The organism is Citrobacter youngae (assembly GCF_003818115.1).
GTDB lineage: Bacteria > Pseudomonadota > Gammaproteobacteria > Enterobacterales > Enterobacteriaceae > Citrobacter > Citrobacter youngae.
In genome coordinates this window covers 1-19,609 of record NZ_RPOI01000024.1, presented here as the reverse complement: position 1 = coordinate 19,609, position 19,609 = coordinate 1, and the positions used below count along the sequence as shown (strand labels likewise).

Genomic DNA, 19,609 nt, shown 5'->3' with positions numbered 1-19,609 from the left:
GCTGTGCGACGTTCAAATCTGTTCCTGACAGATTTGTCGCTCACCCCAGTCACATAGTGAACTATGCTCCTGGGGGTTTGCTCAGTTGCCGCCGCGATGCAGCACAAATGATTTTGTGATAACAATTACAATGAAAAAAATACAAAAAAGGGGAGGCGTTGCGCCTCCCAAAAATTAATTAACCGCGCAGTTGTACCGTGCCGTCTTTCACTCGCGCTTCGTAATGTTTCACGGAGAATTGTTCGTCTTCCATGCACAGCCCATCGCTTAAACGAAAGCGTTGTTTCTTCAGCGGACTGGCGACCCACAATTCGCCCTGATGTTCAGCAATCAACCCACGCGACAGTACGCTGGACTCAAAGAATGGGTCGATATTGCTGATCGCAAACACCTGATCGCTGTGATACGGGCGGAAAATAGCAACCTGCTCAGTACCTAACAGGGCGCAGACGCCTGTCGCAGGCAGAATGTCATCGATTTTGCAGATGTTTTTCCACTGGCTCATGCGTTTTCCTCCACCAGAGTCACCGGAATACGCTCATAAGGCGTAGCCGGACGATGTTGTTCGCGCTCAGGTACAACCTGAACATTCGGATCGCGTTGATCGCTGTTGATAAAGTGTTTAAAGCGAACCTGTGCGGATGGGGTGTTAACGGTTTCTGTCCACTCGCAGACCACCGCTTCACGCAGACGAGCCATCTCTTCTTCCAGGTGCTGGTTCAACCCCAGTTTGTCGTCGATGATGACTGATTTCAGATACTCGATGCCACCTTCCAGGTTATCTAACCACGGTGCAGTACGGGTCAGTTTGTCCGCAGTACGGATGTAGAACATCATAAAGCGGTCAAGGTACTTGAGCAGCGTTTCACGATCGACATCGGCCGCCAGCAGGTCTGCATGACGCGGTTTCATCCCGCCGTTACCACAAACGTACAGGTTCCAGCCTTTCTCAGTGGCGATGATACCCACGTCTTTGCCCTGAGCTTCCGCACATTCGCGGGTACAACCGGAGACGCCGAATTTCATTTTGTGCGGGGTACGAATGCCTTTGTAGCGATTTTCCAGCTCCACGCCGAAACCGACGCTATCGCCGACGCCGTAACGGCACCAGGTGCTACCTACGCAGGTTTTCGCCATACGCAGCGCTTTGGCATACGCGTGACCGGTTTCAAAACCGGCTTCAATCAGCTGACGCCAGATTTCCGGCAGGTCATCTTTCTGCGCGCCGAACAGGCCGATACGCTGAGAACCGGTAATTTTGGTGTACAGGTTAAATTCGCGCGCGATACGACCGACAGCTACCAGGCCTTCCGGGGTAATTTCACCGCCCGCAGAGCGCGGGATCACGGAGTAAGTACCGTCTTTCTGGATGTTCGCCAGGAAGTTGTCGTTGGTATCCTGCAGCGGCGTGTGCTGTGGTTTGAGGATGTACTCATTCCAGCAGGACGCCAGCAGGGAACCGACGGTAGGTTTGCACACTTCACAGCCGTAACCTTTACCGTGTTTAGCCAGCAACTCTTCGAAAGTTTTAATGCCTTCTACGCGGATCAGGTGGAACAGTTCCTGACGTGAATACGGGAAGTGTTCACACAGGTTGTTATTCACTTCGATCCCCTGTTTCGCCAGTTCGGCGTTCAGAACCTGCGTCACCAGCGGGATACAACCGCCGCAGCCGGTACCGGCTTTGGTTTCGGCTTTCAGCGCCGCAACGGTGTGACAACCTTTGTTGATAGCGGCAATCAGCATGCCTTTGGTGACGTCAAAACAGGAACAAATCTGCGCGCTGTCCGGCAGTTTATCCACGCCGATAGACGGCTTACCGCTGCCCGCGTGTGCTGGCAGAATCAGTGAGTCCGGGTTTTCTGGCAGTTCGATGGCGTTCAGCACCAGCTGTAGCAGGTTGCCGTAATCGCTGGTATCACCGACCAGAACCGCACCGAGCAGGGTTTTGTTATCTTCACTAACGATGAGGCGTTTGTAGACTTCTTTGCTTTCGTCGAGGTAAACATAGCTACGCGCTCCCGGTGTACGACCGTGCGCATCGCCAATCCCGCCGACATCCACGCCGAGCAGCTTCAGCTTGGCGCTCAGGTCCGCGCCTTCAAAAGCGTTTTCGGTTTCGAGAATATGGTCAACGGCAACCTGTGCCATTTTGTAGCCCGGGGCCACCAGACCATACACGCGGTTGTTCCAACTGGCGCATTCGCCAATCGCATAGATATCCGGGTCAGAGGTCTGGCAAGAATCGTTGATCACGATCCCGCCGCGCGGCGCGACGTCCAGGCCGCACTGAGTTGCCAGTTTGTCGCGTGGACGAATACCGGTAGAGAAGACGATGAAATCAACTTCCAGTTCGCTACCGTCGGCAAAACGCATGGTTTTGCGCGCTTCGGTGCCTTCCTGGACGATCTCTTTGGTGTTTTTGCTGGTGTGCACACGCACGCCCATGCTTTCAATTTTGCGACGTAACTGCTCGCCACCCATATGATCCAGCTGTTCAGCCATCAGCATCGGGGCGAATTCAATGACGTGAGTTTCAACGCCGAGGTTTTTCAGGGCACCGGCGGCTTCCAGACCCAGCAGGCCGCCACCGACAACGGCGCCGCGTTTGCTACGGCGCGCGCAAGATTCAATGGCGTTGAGGTCTTCAATGGTACGGTAAACGAAGCAGTCCTGGGTTTCCGAACCTTTAATCGGTGGGATCCACGGGTAAGAGCCCGTCGCCATGATCAGCTTATCGTAATAGACCGTACGACCCGCGCTGGAGTGGATTACTTTCTCCTGGCGGTTGATGGTAATTGCGCGTTCGCCCACTAACACCTTAACGCCGTGCTTCTCATAGAATCCTTCACGCACCAGAGAAAGCTCTTCGGCGGTGTGGTGGGAGAAGTAGGAAGACAGGTGTACACGGTCGTACGCTTTGCGGGGTTCTTCACAGAAGACGGTAATATCAAAATTGGCAGCGTCGGATTTATCAAGAAGATCCTCAATAAAGCGATGGCCGACCATACCATTACCGATAATAGCGAGTCTGACTTTGCTCATTTTTGCCTCGATTTCTTTTCTATTACTGCCTACCTTAACGATTCAGCAACCGCACTTATTGATACAAATCAAATTCGGCCTTATATACTCCTTAAGGGGTATATGACTGATTTAACTGCATTTTTATAAGTTACGGAATTAACTGGCTTTTCGTGTTTGTATAAAAAGCGCACAATTTAAGGGGTTTTTGTAAGAATTGGCCTACATGACCAGTGAAAGGAAGAGGGCGCGAGAGTGTGCCGGATAGCACAGATACCATCCGGCAGTGAGATTAATGCGTGGCTGGCGCGTTATGCTGGCGATGACGCGTGACGAACCCAAGAATAAAGCACATCACGAATACGACGGCATACAAACCGTTCGCCGTCTGCAATGCCGCCAGCGGGCCGCTGTGCGCCACAATAGGACCGGTGACCACGAAGGTGAGCATAGTACCGATGGTGCCGCAGGTCAGAACGAAGTTAACCAGTTTTGGTGAGGCGACCTTCGTCTGCTGTGAGCCGAGGGTAATAATGGTGGTATAAATCGCGCTGGAGAAGAAGCCCAGCGTCAGAATGAACCACGGCATATGTTCCGGCGTGCCGGTGATGAACAGATACATCAGAACGGTGGCCAGACCTGCCAGTACGGTCAGGATGCGCTGCAGATCGAAGAATCGCAGGATAAAGCTAAACGCCCACATGCCAACCATATAAGACATCCAGAAGTCGCTGACCAGTTTACCCGCATCGTTCAGGCTCATGCCCAGGCTTTTGGCGTATTCCGGTACCCAGGAGATAAAGCCCAACTGACCGAGGATGTAGCACAGCGCGGCGATCGCCAGGAACAGCACGCCAATACCCCATTTTTCTTTCACTACCGGGGCGTCCGGTTGCTGCGCGTGTTTACCCAGCGCCGGGAATTCGCAGCCAAAGGTCAGCAGGAAAATGGCGACGTAGACCAGGCCGATGCAGGCATAGACCCAATACCATTCGATGCTGCGTGCTAACAGATACGCTGCCACCATCGGGAAAATCATCCCCGCCATGCTGAAGAAGGAGTCAGTAAACAGCAGGCGGGAACCGCGCTGGCGACCTTCGTACATCTGGGTCACCAGGAATGTACCAATCGACATGGTGATACCACTCACCACACCCAGCACAAACATGGCCGCAGAGAACAAGGCCAGGCTGTGGCTGAGCATCAGTCCGGCGACCGCCAGGACCATCAGGATGAAGCCAAAACGCAATTGCGTTTTCAGCGGCACGATTTCCATCAGCCAGGCATTCAGAAAAATAGAGATCAGGATACCTGCATTCAGGAAGGTGAAAGTGTTACTCATACTGGAAACGGGCAAATGGAAATAGTCTGCGATGTTTCCCATCACCATCCCGGTGACAATGACCAACGCACCTGTCAGGGCGTAGGAGAGAAAGCTAATCCATGTGAGCTTAATGCGATTGCTGTTAGTCATGACTGGCCTGTATAGAAGTGTAAGGCGCATTAACGGCGCCGTGAGCGGGCAGATTTTAGGCGTTTTAGTGATGTATTTAAATGTTTTTTGGTAATTACTGAGCCTGTTACATTTTTGTATGTGATCGTGATCACATAGACATTTACGGCTATGAGGTTACATTTGTTTCAAGTACGTAAAATTAGGTAAAGGGATGGCCTTGTTCATGAAGGCTCTTTAGAATCAATCCACTTGCTTCATTTCTGCTCTTGTTAAGGAATTCTCATGCTCAAATCGACTCTGGCGGCTGTTGCAGCTGTTCTCGCTCTTTCTGCTCTCTCTCCCGCAGCGCTGGCAGCGAAAGGGGATCCGCATGTCCTGCTGACAACTTCTGCCGGTAACATTGAGCTGGAGCTGAACAGTCAGAAAGCCCCGGTTTCAGTGCAAAACTTTGTCGATTATGTCAACAGCGGTTTCTATAACAACACCACGTTCCACCGTGTGATCCCTGGATTTATGGTGCAGGGTGGTGGTTTTACCGAGCAGATGCAGCAGAAGAAACCTAACCCGCCAATCAAGAATGAAGCCGATAACGGACTGCGTAACACCCGCGGCACGATTGCTATGGCGCGTACAGCGGATAAAGACAGCGCAACCAGCCAGTTCTTTATCAACATTGCAGACAACGCTTTCCTCGATCACGGCCAGCGCGACTTTGGCTATGCTGTCTTCGGCAAAGTTGTGAAAGGTATGGATGTCGCGGATAAGATCTCTCAGGTTCAGACCCACGATGTCGGTCCTTACCAGAATGTTCCGTCAAAACCGATTGTTATCCTTTCTGCTAAAGTTCTGCCGTAATCGTATCTCGCGCGGGTAGTTCTTGCCCGCGTTCACCCCTCTCTCTGCGTAACCCGAAATTGCTGCTTATACTTGTGGCAAGTGTCGGCTCATTCAGGGAGGTCACGTGAAAAAACTCACCGATAAACAAAAGTCCAGGCTGTGGGAACAGCGGCGAAATGCCAATTTCCAGGCAAGCCGGCGACTGGAAGGCGTGGATATTCCACGGGTTACTCTGAGCGCTGAAGACGCCCTGGCGCGTCTTGAAGAATTGCGGAGGCACTATGAGCGATAAATTCGGTGATGGACGTGACCCCTATTTATATCCGGGCCTGAATGTCATGCGTAACCGGCTGGGGATTCATCAGGCGCAGCGTCTGGCGCAGGCGGCTTATGAACTGACGGCGCTGCGTGCGGCGACTATCGAATTGGGCCCGCTTAAACGGGGTTTGCCGCATCTGTGTGCTATTCATCGCCAACTCTATCAGGATATTTTTGACTGGGCGGGACATCTGCGAGAAGTCGATATCTACCAGGGCGATACCCGCTTTTGCCATTTCGCTTATATCGAGAAAGAGGGCAATGCGCTGATGCAGGACCTGGAAGACGAGTCCTGGCTGGTGGGGTTGTCGCAAGAAAAGTTTGTCGACCGCCTCGCACACTACTACTGTGAAATTAATGTGCTGCACCCGTTTCGCATCGGCAGTGGTCTGGCGCAGCGTATTTTCTTCGAACAGTTGGCGATTCATGCCGGGTATATACTCAACTGGGAGGGCATCAAGGTTGAGGAGTGGAACCAGGCAAATCAAAGCGGTGCCATGGGGGACCTGTCCGCACTGCAGGCGATATTTCGTAAAGTGGTAAGCGAAGCCCTGGAAACTGAGTAGAATAGCGCGGTTCTTCTGTACCGGAGCCGCCATGATCCTGCTTATCGATAACTACGATTCTTTTACCTGGAACCTGTATCAATACTTCTGCGAACTGGGCGCAGATGTCCTTGTCAGGCGCAACGACGCGCTGACGCTGGCGCAAATTGATGCGCTGAATCCGCAGAAAATAGTGATTTCCCCGGGACCCTGTACGCCGGATGACGCCGGTATTTCGCTGGAGGTTATTCGCTATTTCGCAGGGAAGATCCCTCTGCTGGGTGTTTGTCTGGGCCATCAGGCGATGGCGCAGGCCTTTGGCGCGACCGTTGTGCGGGCGGCGAAAGTGATGCATGGTAAAACGTCGCCGATTACGCATAACGGGCAGGGCGTTTTTCAGGGGCTCGCCAATCCATTAACGGTAACGCGCTACCATTCGTTGGTGGTCGCACCTGAGACGTTGCCTGAGTGCTTTGAGGTGACCGCCTGGAGTGAAACGCAGGAGATCATGGGTATTCGCCACCGGGAGTGGGATATGGAAGGGGTGCAGTTTCACCCGGAGAGTATTCTCAGCGAACAGGGGCATCAGCTGCTGGCTAATTTCCTCAACCGGTGATTTGTGGTTGCTATTCAGTGATTTTTTATTCATATTTTGTGATTATAATTTCACTGGCATTTCTGCTTAACAGGGTGGTAATGACATGGCAACTGAACAAACTGCAATTACACGCGCGACATTCGATGAAGTGATTCTGCCGATTTATGCACCGGCTGAGTTTATCCCTGTAAAAGGGAAAGGGAGTCGAGTATGGGATCAACAGGGTAAAGAGTACGTTGATTTCGCGGGTGGTATTGCAGTTACCGCGTTAGGGCATTGCCATCCGGCGCTGGTTGAGGCGTTAAAAACTCAGGGCGAAACCCTGTGGCATACCAGCAATGTTTTTACCAACGAACCGGCGTTGCGCTTAGGCCGTAAAATCATTGATGCAACCTTCGCCGAACGCGTACTGTTCATGAACTCCGGTACCGAAGCTAACGAAACCGCCTTTAAGCTGGCGCGCCACTATGCCTGCGTGCGCCATAGCCCGTTCAAAACCAAGATTATTGCCTTCCATAACGCGTTTCACGGTCGTTCGCTGTTTACCGTATCCGTCGGCGGGCAGCCGAAATACTCCGACGGCTTTGGACCCAAACCGGCGGATATCATCCATGTACCGTTTAACGATCTGCATGCGGTCAAAGCGGTGATGGACGATCATACCTGTGCGGTGGTGATCGAACCTATTCAGGGCGAGGGTGGCGTTACTGCGGCAACGCCGGCATTCCTGCAAGGTTTGCGTGAACTTTGTGATCAGCACCAGGCATTGTTGGTATTTGATGAAGTACAGAGCGGAATGGGGCGAACCGGCTCACTGTTTGCCTATATGCACTACGGCGTGACGCCGGATATCCTGACCAGCGCCAAGGCGCTCGGCGGCGGCTTCCCGGTGAGCGCGGTACTGACCACCCAGGAGATTGCCTCGGCGTTCCACGTGGGCTCGCATGGATCCACTTACGGCGGTAACCCGCTGGCCTGCGCGGTTGCGGGAGCGGCGTTTGATATCATCAACACGCCGGAAGTGCTGGAAGGTATTCAGGCCAAACGCCAGGCGTTTGTTCAGCATTTGCAGAAAATTGACCAGCAGTTTGACATTTTCAGCGACATTCGCGGTATGGGACTGCTGATCGGCGCCGAACTGAAGCCGCAGTTTAAAGGCCGGGCGCGTGATTTCTTGTACGCCGCGGCGAATGAAGGCGTGATGGTACTGAATGCCGGGCCGGACGTGATGCGTTTTGCACCGTCGCTGGTGGTGGAGCAGGCTGATATTGATGAAGGGATGCAGCGCTTCGCGCAGGCCGTGGCGAAAGTGGTGGGTTGATGGATTGCCGGATGGCGCTACGCTTATCCGGCCTACGAATCACACCTTACCCCGTAGGCCGGATAAGGCGTTACGCCGCCATCCGGCAACTCTCTTAACCCTTCATATCCCGCAGTCGGCGGCTCAGCCAGATCCCGTGATGCGGTCGCTGACGCCATGCTACCGACGAAATGGTGTGCATGGTATTCAGATGCCCCAATATCCGCTGTAGGTGCTGCTCAAGGGTGCTTAAAGGCCCATGGGACAGCATCTCTGGCGCCTCGAGAATATTCACATCGCCGGAGCTTCCGGGGCCGTCATATTCCAGCCGCTGCTGGCAGCGCTGGATCGCAATTTCGCAGGATTCCAGATACCGCTGCGCCAAATCCGGCGTCAGCATCGTATGTTCCCTTGCCAGCGTAGTCATTGCGTTGATGTGTTCGACGATGAACTGGCTATGCGTAACCCACAGTTTCATGTCCGCCAGATAGTGCGAGTTGAAACCAGGCTCCTGCATCGCCTGGTTAAGTGAGTTGAACAGCGTGTTATGCGCCTGGTTGACCCGCATGCGTTGATACGCCAGCGGTGTGGCCTGGGGATCGTTGCTCAGGATCAGGCGAATAGCCTCCTGATCGGCTTCTAACGCATCGTGGGCGTTTTTACGCAGCAAACCGCTCTGCCACTGCGGCCACAGCCAGAGCATTCCGCCAAAGGCGATCAGGCAGCCAGTGACCGTATCGATAAACCGCGGCACGATAAACTGTTCCCCGTTCAGCGTCAGCAGTTGCAGGGTATATACCGCGGTGACCGTAAAGCCGACGGTAGCCCAGCCGTAGTTTTTGCGGATGGTCAGATAACTCACCAGGGTTATCAGCAGCATGCCTGCCAGCGTGTAACCTTCCTGAATATGAAAGTGCAGTGTGACGCCGGCGATCACCAGGCCGACGAGCGTCCCTACTGAACGGTGTAAAATACGTACCCGGGTCGCCCCATAGCCATTTTGCGTGACGAACAGGATTGTCATCAAAATCCAGTAGGGTTTTGGCAGGTGTAAGGCGCTGCCCATCAGGCTGGCAATGCTCAACATGACGCTGATGCGTCCGGCATTACGCAGCGCCGGGGATTTCAACGACAGATAGCTTTTCAGGGCAGGGATCAGCGGCAGCCGACGCTGCTTGTCAGCCATTAAATCACGGGCATACAGTGGTCGCTGGGTGCGTAGCACGCGGGCAATACGGCTGAAGTGCCAGTAGCAAAACTGTCCTACCGGATTGTCCGGATGCTGGTTGGCGATTTTCTCCAGCGTGCCAATCTGCTTTTCCATTGAGAAACGGGTCGGTAAGCGGTGATACAAAATGTCATCGGCCAGAACGCGAAGGCGTTCGGCGACGGTGCGCGCATTCCAGCGAATCACCTGTTCGGCGTGGCTACGTTCAACCAGCTTTTGCACCTCTTCCGGCTGGTGGAGGCTAACGGAGATATGTTCCTGTAAATCGAGCGCCTCCTGAAAGGCACGTAGCAGGCGCTTATAATCGTTGTTGCGATGCGCCGACAGCATATGCATTTGCTGATAGCACTGGGTAATTAAATCCACCGCTTTTTGTTGGCGCACCAGCAGGGGAGGAAGCGCTTTTTCGGGATCGGCATGCTGGGTCAGCATGCTGTACTTGGCCTCACAGTAATCGGCTAATTCGCGGTACAACAAACTGAGCGATTCACGCAGCGGCTGCTCGCGCCACATCCAGAACCAGAACCAGTTGAACAGGCCGTACCACAATGTGCCCAGCGCGTAGATCAGCAGTGGCTCCCAGACGGGCATGTTCCCGGCCAGGCTGAGCGTGAAAATTGCCGCGATAAGCGAGGCAGGTAGTAGTCGCGCATGCAGAGGGCCTAATTCTGCGGTTACACCAAGAATCAGCGTCAGGCCGGTGAGGATCAGCGGCAGCGGTATATCTTTTGCCAGCAGTAACTGCATGATCAGACTGCATCCGGCAAACAAAGACGCGCCAATCACTAAGCGTTTGAAAAAGCGCTTATGCGGGGTATCAAGACCGGCAATATTGCAGCAGGCAGGGACGAGGGAGAATAAGAGCCCCAGATGAAGCTGACCAATGATAAGGCCGACAGCCACAGGTAAACATAGCACCAGCGTCTGTCGTAGTGCGTAGTTGATCTCGGGGTGATAAATCAGTCTTCGCCACATCGGAGCAAACAAAAATGGCGCATTACTACGTAACACGCCATGTCGATGGGATTAACGCGTGCCGTAGACGACGATGGTCTTACCATGCGCGGAGATCAGATTCTGATCTTCCAGCATTTTCAGGATACGACCAACGGTTTCACGGGAACAGCCAACGATCTGGCCAATTTCCTGGCGGGTAATTTTAATCTGCATGCCGTCCGGGTGAGTCATTGCGTCAGGCTGTTTCGCCAGATTCAGCAGAGTCTGGGCGATACGACCAGTTACGTCGAGGAAGGCAAGGTTGCCTACTTTTTCAGACGTTACCTGCAGACGACGAGCCATCTGAGAAGACAGACGCATCAGAATATCTGGGTTGACCTGGATTAATTGGCGAAATTTTTTGTAGGAAATTTCAGCGACTTCACATGCGGTTTTGGCACGTACCCAGGCGCTACGTTCCTGGCCTTCTTCGAAGAGGCCTAATTCACCAATAAAATCGCCCTGATTCAGATAAGAGAGGATCATTTCTTTCCCTTCTTCATCTTTGATCAGCACTGCCACTGAGCCTTTAACGATGTAATACAACGTTTCCGCTTTTTCACCCTGGTGAATCAGCGTGCTCTTCGATGGGTACTTATGAATATGGCAATGAGACAAGAACCATTCGAGAGTCGGGTCTGTTTGCGGTTTGCCAAGCACCATGCGCGGTTATCCTCTGTTATAAGCTGTCTCCAGAGCCAAAAAACAACCTGTCTCTGGGTTTGCAAAAATGTGCTTCCCGCTACCTGGGAAGGGGGCTGTCAATACGTGCGACGGCCTGTAATGTGATGTCCTCTGCATACATGCAGTACGTCAATGTATTACTGTAGCATCCTGACTGTTTTAGCATAGCTTTCGCCGTGTGTCTCCTGGTGTCTCGCTTCAGCATGACGCAGGTCGCCTTCCATTGCGAGAATTGTTATGTACGCGTAATCTGTCAGGAAAATTGAAACATTGGAGTTACGAAATATGCAAGCGCGTGTAAAGTGGGTTGAGGGGTTAACCTTCCTCGGTGAGTCCGCCTCAGGCCACCAAATTTTGATGGACGGTAACTCTGGTGATAAAGCGCCGAGCCCGATGGAAATGGTCTTAATGGCTGCGGGCGGTTGCAGCGCAATTGATGTGGTGTCGATCCTGCAAAAGGGGCGTCAGGATGTGACCAACTGCGAAGTGAAGCTGACCTCCGAGCGTCGTGATGAAGCGCCGCGCCTGTTCACCCATATCAACCTGCATTTCATTGTAACGGGTAACGACCTGAAAGATGCGTCTGTGTCTCGCGCAGTTGACCTCTCGGCGGAGAAGTATTGTTCCGTAGCGCTGATGCTGGAAAAGGCGGTGAACATTACCCATTCTTATGAAGTCGTTGCCGCGTAATTGCTGATGCCGGATGGCGGCGTTGCCTTATCCGGCCTACAGGATGATGTTGAGTCGTAGGCCGGATAAGCGAAGCGCCATCCGGCGCTTTCCACATATCACTCTATCTTTTTACCTTCCATCAGTCGCTGGACCAGCGGTAGCATAATCAATTCCATCGCCAGACCCATCTTGCCGCCCGGCACGACCAACGTATTGATATGCGAAATGAATGAGCCCTGCAGCATGGCCAGTAGCCAGGGATAATCGATGCCTTCCAGATTACGAAAATGAATCACGACAAAGCTTTCATCCAGTGACGGAATGCTCCTGGCGGCAAAGGGATTAGAGGTATCGACGGTCGGTACGCGTTGGAAGTTAATATGCGTGCGGGAAAACTGTGGGGTGATGTAATTGATGTAATCGTCCATTGAGCGCACCACCGAGTCCATTACCGCTTCACGTGAATGCCCGCGTTCGCTGGTATCGCGGGTCAGCTTCTGGATCCACTCCAGGTTTACGATCGGCACCACGCCAACCAGCAGATCGACATGCCGGGCCACGTTTTGCTGTGGGGTGACAACGCCACCGTGCAGTCCCTCATAGAACAGGACATCCGTCGGTTCAGGCAGCGGCTGCCAGGGCGTAAATGTCCCCGGAACCTGATTCCACGGTACGGCCTCATCGTAGGTGTGCAGGTATTTACGCGACTGACCTTTGCCCGTCTGGCCGTATTCAATGAAGGTTTGCTCCAGCAGACCGAAGTCGTTAGCTTCGGGGCCGAAATAGCTGATATGCCGCCCGGCATCGCGTGCTTTGCGAATCGCCATGTCCATTTCCGGACGGGTATAGCGGTGAAAACTGTCACCTTCCACCTCGGCGGCGCGCAGGTTTAACTGCGCGAAAATTTTACGAAACGCGAGGCTGGTGGTGGTGGTCCCCGCGCCGCTGGATCCTGTTACCGCAATCACCGGATGTTTGGCAGACATAACAACTCCATGAAATGGTTGTAATTATAGTAAAGTCGGCCGGCGGCAACGGATTACTCGTGAATCTGCTTCCTCGGCATAATGTTGACCGTTTCATGCAGTTCGGACCACACCAGCACGGCTTCACCTGATTGTAGTTGGCGTTTGACGTCGGCGACTTTTTGTTCGAGCGAGCGTTCATGTTCACCGTAATCGGTGCCTTCACGCAAGACAAAGCTTTCAATCAGATTGTCCAGCGCGTCCGGAGAGATATCTTGCCATGGGATAATCATGATGACGCCTCCAGATACGTTGTCAGCCAGTCCGGGATTCTTGATTCCAGCCACATCTCAGGACGGCGCACTGTGCCACCAATAAATCCGACGTGGCCGCCATGTTCAGTCAGCTGATATTCCACCTGCGAAGGCAGATTTTCCGGTTTCGGGATCACGTGATGATCCATAAACGGATCGTCTTTAGCATGGATAATCAGCGTTGGTTTGGCGATCCGATTGAGCAACGGCATGGCGCTGCACTGGCGGTAATAGTCTATAGCATCGGCGAAACCGTGGATTTTGGCGGTGATCAGATCGTCAAAATCGCGAATGCGGCGCAAAGATTTCAACTGGGCCAGACTCACCGGCAGCGAGCCAGGATAAGCCTCAAGCTTACGCGAGGCATTGGCTTTCAACAGGTTAAGCAGGTAGCGCTGATAGACCTTGGAGAATCCTTTGTCCATATGGTAACTACAGGCTTCCAGCACGAAAGGCGCGGAGACGATAACCGCGGCATCAATGGGGATCGTGTTCCCTTCTTTTGCCAGCAGGCAGGCCAGCATGTTTCCACCGAGCGAATAGCCAACCGCAGCGGTGGGTACACGACCGAACTCACGCTCCAGCCAGTGTAAAAACCAGGTGCCATCTTCTGTTTCACCGGAGTGATAAATACGGTTCAAACGATTGGGCTCACCACTGCAACCGCGAAAATGCATTACCACGCCCAGCCAGCCGCGCTTTTGTGCTGCTTCAATCAGGCCGTGGGCGTACGGGCTGTTCAGACTACCTTCCAGACCGTGAAAAACCACCAGGCGCGGTTTGTGTTTCGCCTGTTGCGGATCTTCACTCCACGCCAGATCGACGAAATCACCGTCGGGCAATTCCAGACGCTGCCAGTGGGCGTCGAACTTCACCTTACGGCGAATTAATCGCGGCAGCATCGTCTGCAGATGGCGGTTACTGATACCGCGCATCGGGCGGAATTCTCGCGAATCGTCGGTAGGTGGGGTCATTTCTGTGGACGTGATTTCAACCATAACACCGGAGCAATTAATAATCGGAAAGAATAACTATACCGCGCACAGCGCGTGCGGGTTAGCCAATATGTGATTTTGTCGCCAGTCAGTCAGCAGGTTACGCGAGCCAGGACCGAAACGTAGGCCTGATAAGACGCGCGAACGTCGCCATCAGGCATTTTCGGCTCCGGTGACGGATGGCAGCTTCGCTTTATCCGGCAGGGCTACTCGGCCAGCATCTGCTCAAGCTGTTCCTGCGCATCCAGCCAGGCCATCTCACACTCTTCCAGCCCGGACTTCGCGCTTGCCTGTTGTTGCAGACATGCCGTGAGCTCAGCTTTACGGCTTTGGTCGTACAGTTCGCTGTCGCCGAGTTTCTCTTCCGCCTGTGCCAGCTGTGCGTGCAGTTTCTCCATCTCTTTTTCCAGACGAGTAATCTCTTTACGCAGCGGTTGCGTCAGGGTGCGCAGCTCCGCTTCGCGACGCTTCTGGTCTTTACGCGCCTGGGCGCTGTTAACGCTCTCTTTCGCCGGTTCGTCGCCCTGGCTTTCCTGTTTTTGCACATCGCTCAGCCACTGCTGATAATCCTCCAGATCGCCGTCAAACGGCTCGACTTTCTTGTCGTGTACCAGATAGAGGTCGTCGGTGGTGGAGCGAATCAGGTGACGGTCGTGCGAAACCACGACCAGCGCGCCTTCGAAATCGATCAGCGCTTCGGTCAGCGCCTGACGCATATCTAAATCCAGGTGGTTGGTCGGTTCATCGAGCAGCAGTAGGTTCGGGCGCTGCCAGACGATCAACGCCAGCACCAGACGCGCTTTTTCGCCACCGGAGAAGCGACGGGTTTCTTCGCTGACTTTATCGCCCTGGAAGCCGAATCCGCCGAGGTAGTCTCGCAGTTTCTGCTCAAGCTCCTGCGGCGCCATGCGCGCCAGGTGCTGGATAGGCGATTCATCGGCGCGTAAAAACTCCAGCTGGTGCTGAGCGAAGTAGCCCAGCTTGATGCCTTTCGCCAGGCCAATCTCGCCGCTGATGGGGGCCAGTTCGCCGGCCAGCAGCTTAATCAGCGTTGATTTACCCGCACCGTTGCGGCCTAACAGGCCGATGCGAGAACCCGGCACCAGATTCAGTTTGATGGAGTCGAGGATTGTGCGATCGCCGTAGCCAGCGCTGACCTTTTCCATCTTCAGCAGCGGGTTTGGCAGGCTTTCCGGTTCACGGAAGCTGAAGTGGAACGGGTTGTCCACGTGCGCAGGGGCAATCAGCTCCATGCGTTCCAGCATTTTGATACGACTCTGCGCCTGTTTTGCTTTCGTTGCTTTAGCGCGGAAACGATCGATATAGCTTTGCAGATGTGCCACGCGCTCCTGCTGGCTTTCGTACATTGCCTGTTGCTGCGCGAGGCGGGTCGCACGCTGGATTTCAAACGCGCTGTAGTTGCCGGTGTACTCGAACATGGTTTGCTGTTCGATATGAATAATTTTATCCACCACCGGATCGAGAAAGTCGCGGTCGTGGGAGATCAAGATCAGCGTGCCCTGATAGCTTTTCAGCCATCTTTCCAGCCAGATCACCGCGTCGAGATCGAGGTGGTTGGTAGGTTCATCGAGCAGCAGCAGGTCTGAACGGCAAATCAGCGCCTGGGCCAGGTTGAGGCGCATACGCCAGCCACCGGAGAAGTCGCTGACCGGCCGTTCAAGCTGTTCGTTGGAGAAACCGAGGCCATGCAGCAGGCTGGCGGCGCGTGAACGCACGGTCCAGGCATCGATGGCATCCAGCTTGCCATGGACAGTGGCAATGGCATGTCCATCGTTACGTTCGTTGGCGTCGTTCAACTGCGCTTCCAGTTGACGATATTCGCGGTCGCCGTCAATGACGTACTCCAGCGCGGGCTGTGGCAACGCAGGCGTTTCCTGATTCACCCACGCGAGCTGCCAGTTTCCCGGATAGGTAAATCCTCCAGCGTCGGCGCTGAGTTCATTTTTCAGCAATGCCAGCAGGGTAGATTTACCACAGCCATTTTTACCCACCAGGCCAACCTTCTGCCCTGGATTAATGGTGGCCGTGGCATTGTCCAGCAAGACGCGCACGCCGCGACGAATTTGTAACGATGAGAAAACAATCATAAGGCGCCGTATGTTCAGACTATGTTAATTTATCATTATGATAATGTAATGTGCGGGCCGTTTGCCGCACCGAGGCGCAATGGTAGCCCAAAACGTCGAAAATAGACAAAAGACAAAACCGGGAGGGGGATGATGTTCCAGCCAGCGAAAGTCTTGCTGCTGTATGCCCATCCGGAATCTCAGGACTCGGTCGCGAACCGTGTTCTGCTTAAACCGGCCATGCAGCTCAGCAATGTTACCGTGCACGACCTTTACGCGCACTATCCTGATTTTTTTATCGATATTCCGCATGAACAGGCGCTGCTGCGTGAGCATGATGTGATTGTTTTTCAGCACCCACTCTATACCTATAGCTGTCCGGCGCTGTTAAAGGAGTGGCTTGACCGCGTACTGAGCCGCGGATTTGCCAGCGGTCCCGGAGGGAATCAACTGGCGGGAAAGTACTGGCGTAGCGTTATCACTACCGGAGAACCGGAAAGTGCCTACCGCTATGACGCGCTAAACCGTTATCCAATGAGCGATGTGCTGCGCCCTTTCGAGCTGACGGCCGGTATGTGCCGCATGCACTGGATGAGCCCTATTATCGTTTACTGGGCCAGAAGGCAAACGAAGCAGGAGCTGGACAGCCATGCGAAAGCGTATGGTGACTGGCTGGCGAATCCGATCCCTGTGGGAGGCCGCTGATGGAAGGTTCAGATTTGTTGACAGCCGGAGTGTTGTTTCTCTTCGCGGCGGTGGCGGCGGTGCCGTTGGCGTCCAGGTTGGGTATCGGCCCGGTGTTAGGATATTTGCTGGCGGGTATTGCCATCGGCCCGTGGGGATTAGGGTTCATCAGCGATGTGGATGAAATCCTGCACTTTTCCGAGCTGGGCGTGGTGTTTCTGATGTTCATTATTGGGCTGGAACTTAATCCGGCCAAACTGTGGCAACTGCGGCGTTCAATATTTGGCGTCGGCGCCGCGCAGGTGATGCTGAGCGCGGTGGTGCTGGCCGGGTTATTGATGCTCACTGCGTTCTCCTGGCAGGCGGCAGTGGTTGGCGGCATTGGTCTGGCGATGTCATCGACCGCGATGGCGCTACAGTTGATGCGCGAAAAAGGCATGAACCGCAGTGAATCCGGGCAGTTGGGTTTTTCGGTGCTGCTGTTTCAGGATCTGGCGGTGATCCCTGCGCTGGCGCTGGTTCCGCTGCTGGCGGGTTCTGCTGACGAACATTTTGACTGGATTAAAGTGGGAATGAAGGTGCTGGCCTTTGCCGGTATGCTGATTGGCGGGCGCTATTTGCTGCGTCCGGTTTTCCGCTTTATTGCGGATTCTGGCGTGCGGGAAGTGTTCACCGCCGCCACGCTGCTGTTGGTGCTGGGTTCTGCTTTATTTATGGATGCGCTGGGGCTGTCAATGGCGCTGGGAACGTTTATCGCGGGTGTGCTGCTGGCGGAAAGCGAATACCGACATGAGCTGGAAACGGCAATCGATCCGTTTAAAGGTCTGTTGCTCGGGCTGTTTTTTATCTCCGTGGGCATGTCGCTCAATCTCGGCGTGCTCTACACCCATATTCTGTGGGTGGCAGCGAGCGTGATCGTGCTGGTGGTCGTAAAAATGCTGGTGCTGTATGTACTGGCGCGTCTTAACGGCATGAGAAGCTCTGAACGGATGCAATTTGCCGGGGTTTTAAGTCAGGGCGGTGAATTCGCTTTCGTACTGTTTTCAACGGCATCCTCGCAACGGCTGTTTCAGGGCGACCAAATGGCGTTGCTGCTGGTGGCCGTCACGCTGTCGATGATGACCACGCCGCTGGTGATGAAGCTGATTGATAAATGGCTCTCCCGCCAGTTTAACGGCACGGATGAGGAAGACGAAAAACCCTGGGTGGAAGATGATAAACCGCAGGTGATTGTGGTGGGGTTTGGGCGTTTTGGTCAGGTTATTGGTCGCCTGTTGATGGCCAATAAAATGCGTATTACCGTCCTGGAGCGAGATATCAGCGCGGTGAATCTGATGCGCAAATATGGCTACAAGGTCTACTACGGTGACGCCACTCAGGTGGAACTGTTGCGCTCCGCAGGGGCAGAGGCGGCACAGTCTATTGTTATTACCTGTAATGAGCCAGAAGACACAATGAAACTGGTGGAACTGTGCCAACAGTATTTTCCGCATTTGCATATTCTTGCGCGAGCGCGCGGACGTGTAGAGGCGCATGAGTTATTACAGGCCGGTGTGACGCAGTTTTCCCGCGAAACGTTCTCCAGTGCGCTGGAGTTGGGGCGTAAAACGCTGGTTACACTGGGGATGCATCCGCACCAGGCACAGCGTGCTCAGCTGCATTTTCGTCGGCTGGATATGCGCATGCTGCGGGAACTGATCCCCATGCATACAGATACGGTACAAATCTCTCGAGCCAGGGAAGCCCGGCGCGAGCTGGAGGAAATTTTCCAACGAGAGATGCAGCAAGAGCGACGTCAGCTGGATGGCTGGGATGAATTTGAGTAGAGGATAATCATGGCAATTCGTAAACGTTTTATCGCAGGCGCAAAATGTCCGTCCTGCCAGTCGCAGGATACGCTGGCGATGTGGCGCGAAAATAATATCGATATTGTTGAGTGTGTTAAGTGCGGTCATCAGATGCGGGAAGCCGATAAAGAGGCGCGCGAGCACGTTCGCAAAGAAGAGCAAGTGATCGGGATTTTTCATCCGGACTAGCGATATGGCGCAGCTTTTTTTAAGCTAGAGGGTACACGGGTGCAGAATTCCGCTACAATCTGCGCCACTATTCTTTCCATGCTCAGGAGATATCATGAAAGTAGCAAAGGACCTGGTGGTCAGCCTGGCCTATCAGGTACGTACAGAAGACGGTGTGTTGGTTGATGAGTCTCCGGTGAGTGCACCGCTGGACTACCTGCATGGTCACGGTTCCCTGATTTCTGGCCTGGAAACAGCGCTGGACGGTCATGAAGTTGGCGACAAATTCGATGTTGCTGTTGGCGCAAACGACGCATACGGTCAGTACGACGAAAACCTGGTGCAGCGCGTTCCTAAAGACGTCTTCATGGGCGTTGACGAACTGCAGGTTGGCATGCGTTTCCTGGCTGAAACTGACCAGGGTCCAGTACCGGTAGAAATTACCGAAGTGGAAGACGACCACGTTGTGGTTGACGGTAACCACATGCTGGCTGGCCAGAATCTGAAATTCAACGTAGAAGTTGTTGCTATCCGCGAAGCGACCGAAGAAGAACTGGCTCACGGCCACGTTCACGGTGCGCACGGTCACGACCACGATCATGACCACGGTCATGACGGTTGCTGCGGTGGACACGGCCACGACCATGGTCACGAGCACGGCGGCGAAGGCTGCTGCGGCGGTGGCGGTAAAGGTAACGGCGGCGGCTGCGGTTGCCACTAATACCCTTCGTCTTTCAACCCACAGCGGTGTTGGCTGCGCTTTCGAATCCTGGTCACATAGTTATCTATGCTCCCAGGACTTCCTCAAGCTTGCCGCCTTGCTGTGATTTGAAATCCTTTGGGTATATGTGAGTAGATCCGATAAGCGTTAGCGCTTTCGGACACAAAAAA

General features: G+C 53.9%; 18 protein-coding genes and 1 pseudogene. 10 read left to right on the top strand and 9 right to left on the bottom strand.

Annotated features, from left to right (window positions below):
- Window positions 1-178: 178 nt before the first annotated feature.
- The 3 genes from nirD to tsgA all read right to left on the bottom strand — a co-directional run bounded on the left by nirD (window position 179) and on the right by tsgA (window position 4,498).
- Window positions 179-505, bottom strand: coding sequence for a nitrite reductase small subunit NirD (nirD, locus tag EHN13_RS19730; RefSeq protein ID WP_005121659.1), 327 nt, complete (start codon window positions 503-505; stop codon window positions 179-181).
- A complete protein-coding gene (nirB, locus tag EHN13_RS19725) occupies window positions 502-3,045 on the bottom strand; it encodes an NADPH-nitrite reductase large subunit (RefSeq protein WP_101743306.1) in 2,544 nt (847 codons plus the stop codon). The genes nirD and nirB overlap by 4 nt, the downstream gene beginning before the upstream one ends.
- A 271-nt stretch (window positions 3,046-3,316) precedes the next feature.
- On the bottom strand, window positions 3,317-4,498 hold the full coding sequence (tsgA, locus tag EHN13_RS19720) for an MFS transporter TsgA (RefSeq protein ID WP_048213538.1): 1,182 nt from the start codon (window positions 4,496-4,498) through the stop codon (window positions 3,317-3,319).
- A gap of 264 nt (window positions 4,499-4,762) precedes the next feature.
- Between tsgA and ppiA the strand changes: the two genes are divergently transcribed.
- From ppiA to argD, 5 genes are all read left to right on the top strand, one after another.
- Window positions 4,763-5,335: a peptidylprolyl isomerase A gene (gene ppiA / locus EHN13_RS19715; RefSeq protein WP_003023595.1), complete on the top strand. Its 573-nt coding sequence runs from the start codon at window positions 4,763-4,765 to the stop codon at window positions 5,333-5,335.
- A 106-nt stretch (window positions 5,336-5,441) separates the two neighbouring features.
- Window positions 5,442-5,609 (top strand): YhfG family protein, encoded by a 168-nt coding sequence (locus EHN13_RS19710; RefSeq protein WP_003827708.1) that lies wholly within the window; start codon window positions 5,442-5,444, stop codon window positions 5,607-5,609.
- The gene (locus EHN13_RS19705) at window positions 5,599-6,201 is read left to right on the top strand and encodes a putative adenosine monophosphate-protein transferase Fic (protein WP_124021949.1); all 603 of its coding nucleotides are present in this window, start codon (window positions 5,599-5,601) and stop codon (window positions 6,199-6,201) included. The genes EHN13_RS19710 and EHN13_RS19705 overlap by 11 nt, the downstream gene beginning before the upstream one ends.
- A gap of 31 nt (window positions 6,202-6,232) precedes the next feature.
- On the top strand, window positions 6,233-6,796 hold the full coding sequence (gene pabA / locus EHN13_RS19700) for an aminodeoxychorismate synthase component 2 (protein WP_124021948.1): 564 nt from the start codon (window positions 6,233-6,235) through the stop codon (window positions 6,794-6,796).
- 85 nt (window positions 6,797-6,881) lie between these two features.
- Window positions 6,882-8,099, top strand: coding sequence for a bifunctional acetylornithine/succinyldiaminopimelate transaminase (gene argD / locus EHN13_RS19695; RefSeq protein WP_048213535.1), 1,218 nt, complete (start codon window positions 6,882-6,884; stop codon window positions 8,097-8,099).
- Window positions 8,100-8,193: 94 nt separating this feature from the next.
- Here argD and EHN13_RS19690 read toward each other — a convergent pair whose 3' ends face one another.
- Both EHN13_RS19690 and crp read right to left on the bottom strand, forming a co-directional pair.
- Window positions 8,194-10,281: a YccS/YhfK family putative transporter gene (locus EHN13_RS19690; protein WP_124021977.1), complete on the bottom strand. Its 2,088-nt coding sequence runs from the start codon at window positions 10,279-10,281 to the stop codon at window positions 8,194-8,196.
- A 51-nt stretch (window positions 10,282-10,332) separates the two neighbouring features.
- A complete protein-coding gene (gene crp / locus EHN13_RS19685; protein WP_000242758.1) occupies window positions 10,333-10,965 on the bottom strand; it encodes a cAMP-activated global transcriptional regulator CRP in 633 nt (210 codons plus the stop codon).
- 306 nt (window positions 10,966-11,271) lie between these two features.
- On the opposite strand from crp, the gene EHN13_RS19680 reads away from it, so the two are divergent.
- Complete coding sequence (locus EHN13_RS19680) at window positions 11,272-11,676, top strand: OsmC family protein (RefSeq protein ID WP_043018552.1); 405 nt, start codon at window positions 11,272-11,274, stop codon at window positions 11,674-11,676.
- A 98-nt stretch (window positions 11,677-11,774) separates the two neighbouring features.
- On the opposite strand, the gene EHN13_RS19675 is transcribed toward EHN13_RS19680, so the two are convergent.
- From EHN13_RS19675 to EHN13_RS19660, 4 genes and pseudogenes are all read right to left on the bottom strand, one after another.
- Window positions 11,775-12,644 (bottom strand): phosphoribulokinase, encoded by an 870-nt coding sequence (locus EHN13_RS19675; RefSeq protein ID WP_048213534.1) that lies wholly within the window; start codon window positions 12,642-12,644, stop codon window positions 11,775-11,777.
- 53 nt (window positions 12,645-12,697) lie between these two features.
- Window positions 12,698-12,916 carry a YheU family protein gene (locus EHN13_RS19670; RefSeq protein WP_003023615.1) on the bottom strand — a complete coding sequence of 73 codons (219 nt, stop codon included), beginning with the start codon at window positions 12,914-12,916 and terminating at the stop codon, window positions 12,698-12,700.
- Window positions 12,913-13,981: pseudogene (locus EHN13_RS19665) on the bottom strand (hydrolase). Before EHN13_RS19665 ends, EHN13_RS19670 begins: the two are co-directional and overlap by 4 nt.
- 157 nt (window positions 13,982-14,138) lie before the next feature.
- Complete coding sequence (locus tag EHN13_RS19660) at window positions 14,139-16,040, bottom strand: ABC transporter ATP-binding protein (RefSeq protein WP_124021946.1); 1,902 nt, start codon at window positions 16,038-16,040, stop codon at window positions 14,139-14,141.
- 132 nt (window positions 16,041-16,172) lie between these two features.
- Here EHN13_RS19660 and kefG point away from each other — a divergent pair, with 132 nt between their 5' ends.
- The 4 genes from kefG to slyD all read left to right on the top strand — a co-directional run bounded on the left by kefG (window position 16,173) and on the right by slyD (window position 19,439).
- A complete protein-coding gene (kefG, locus tag EHN13_RS19655) occupies window positions 16,173-16,724 on the top strand; it encodes a glutathione-regulated potassium-efflux system ancillary protein KefG (RefSeq protein WP_003023629.1) in 552 nt (183 codons plus the stop codon).
- The gene (gene kefB, locus EHN13_RS19650; RefSeq protein WP_124021945.1) at window positions 16,724-18,529 is read left to right on the top strand and encodes a glutathione-regulated potassium-efflux system protein KefB; all 1,806 of its coding nucleotides are present in this window, start codon (window positions 16,724-16,726) and stop codon (window positions 18,527-18,529) included. Before kefG ends, kefB begins: the two co-directional genes overlap by 1 nt.
- Before the next feature lie 9 nt (window positions 18,530-18,538).
- A complete protein-coding gene (locus EHN13_RS19645) occupies window positions 18,539-18,739 on the top strand; it encodes a YheV family putative zinc ribbon protein (protein WP_003023632.1) in 201 nt (66 codons plus the stop codon).
- A 94-nt stretch (window positions 18,740-18,833) separates the two neighbouring features.
- The gene (gene slyD / locus EHN13_RS19640) at window positions 18,834-19,439 is read left to right on the top strand and encodes a peptidylprolyl isomerase (protein WP_003023634.1); all 606 of its coding nucleotides are present in this window, start codon (window positions 18,834-18,836) and stop codon (window positions 19,437-19,439) included.
- Window positions 19,440-19,609: the final 170 nt, after the last annotated feature.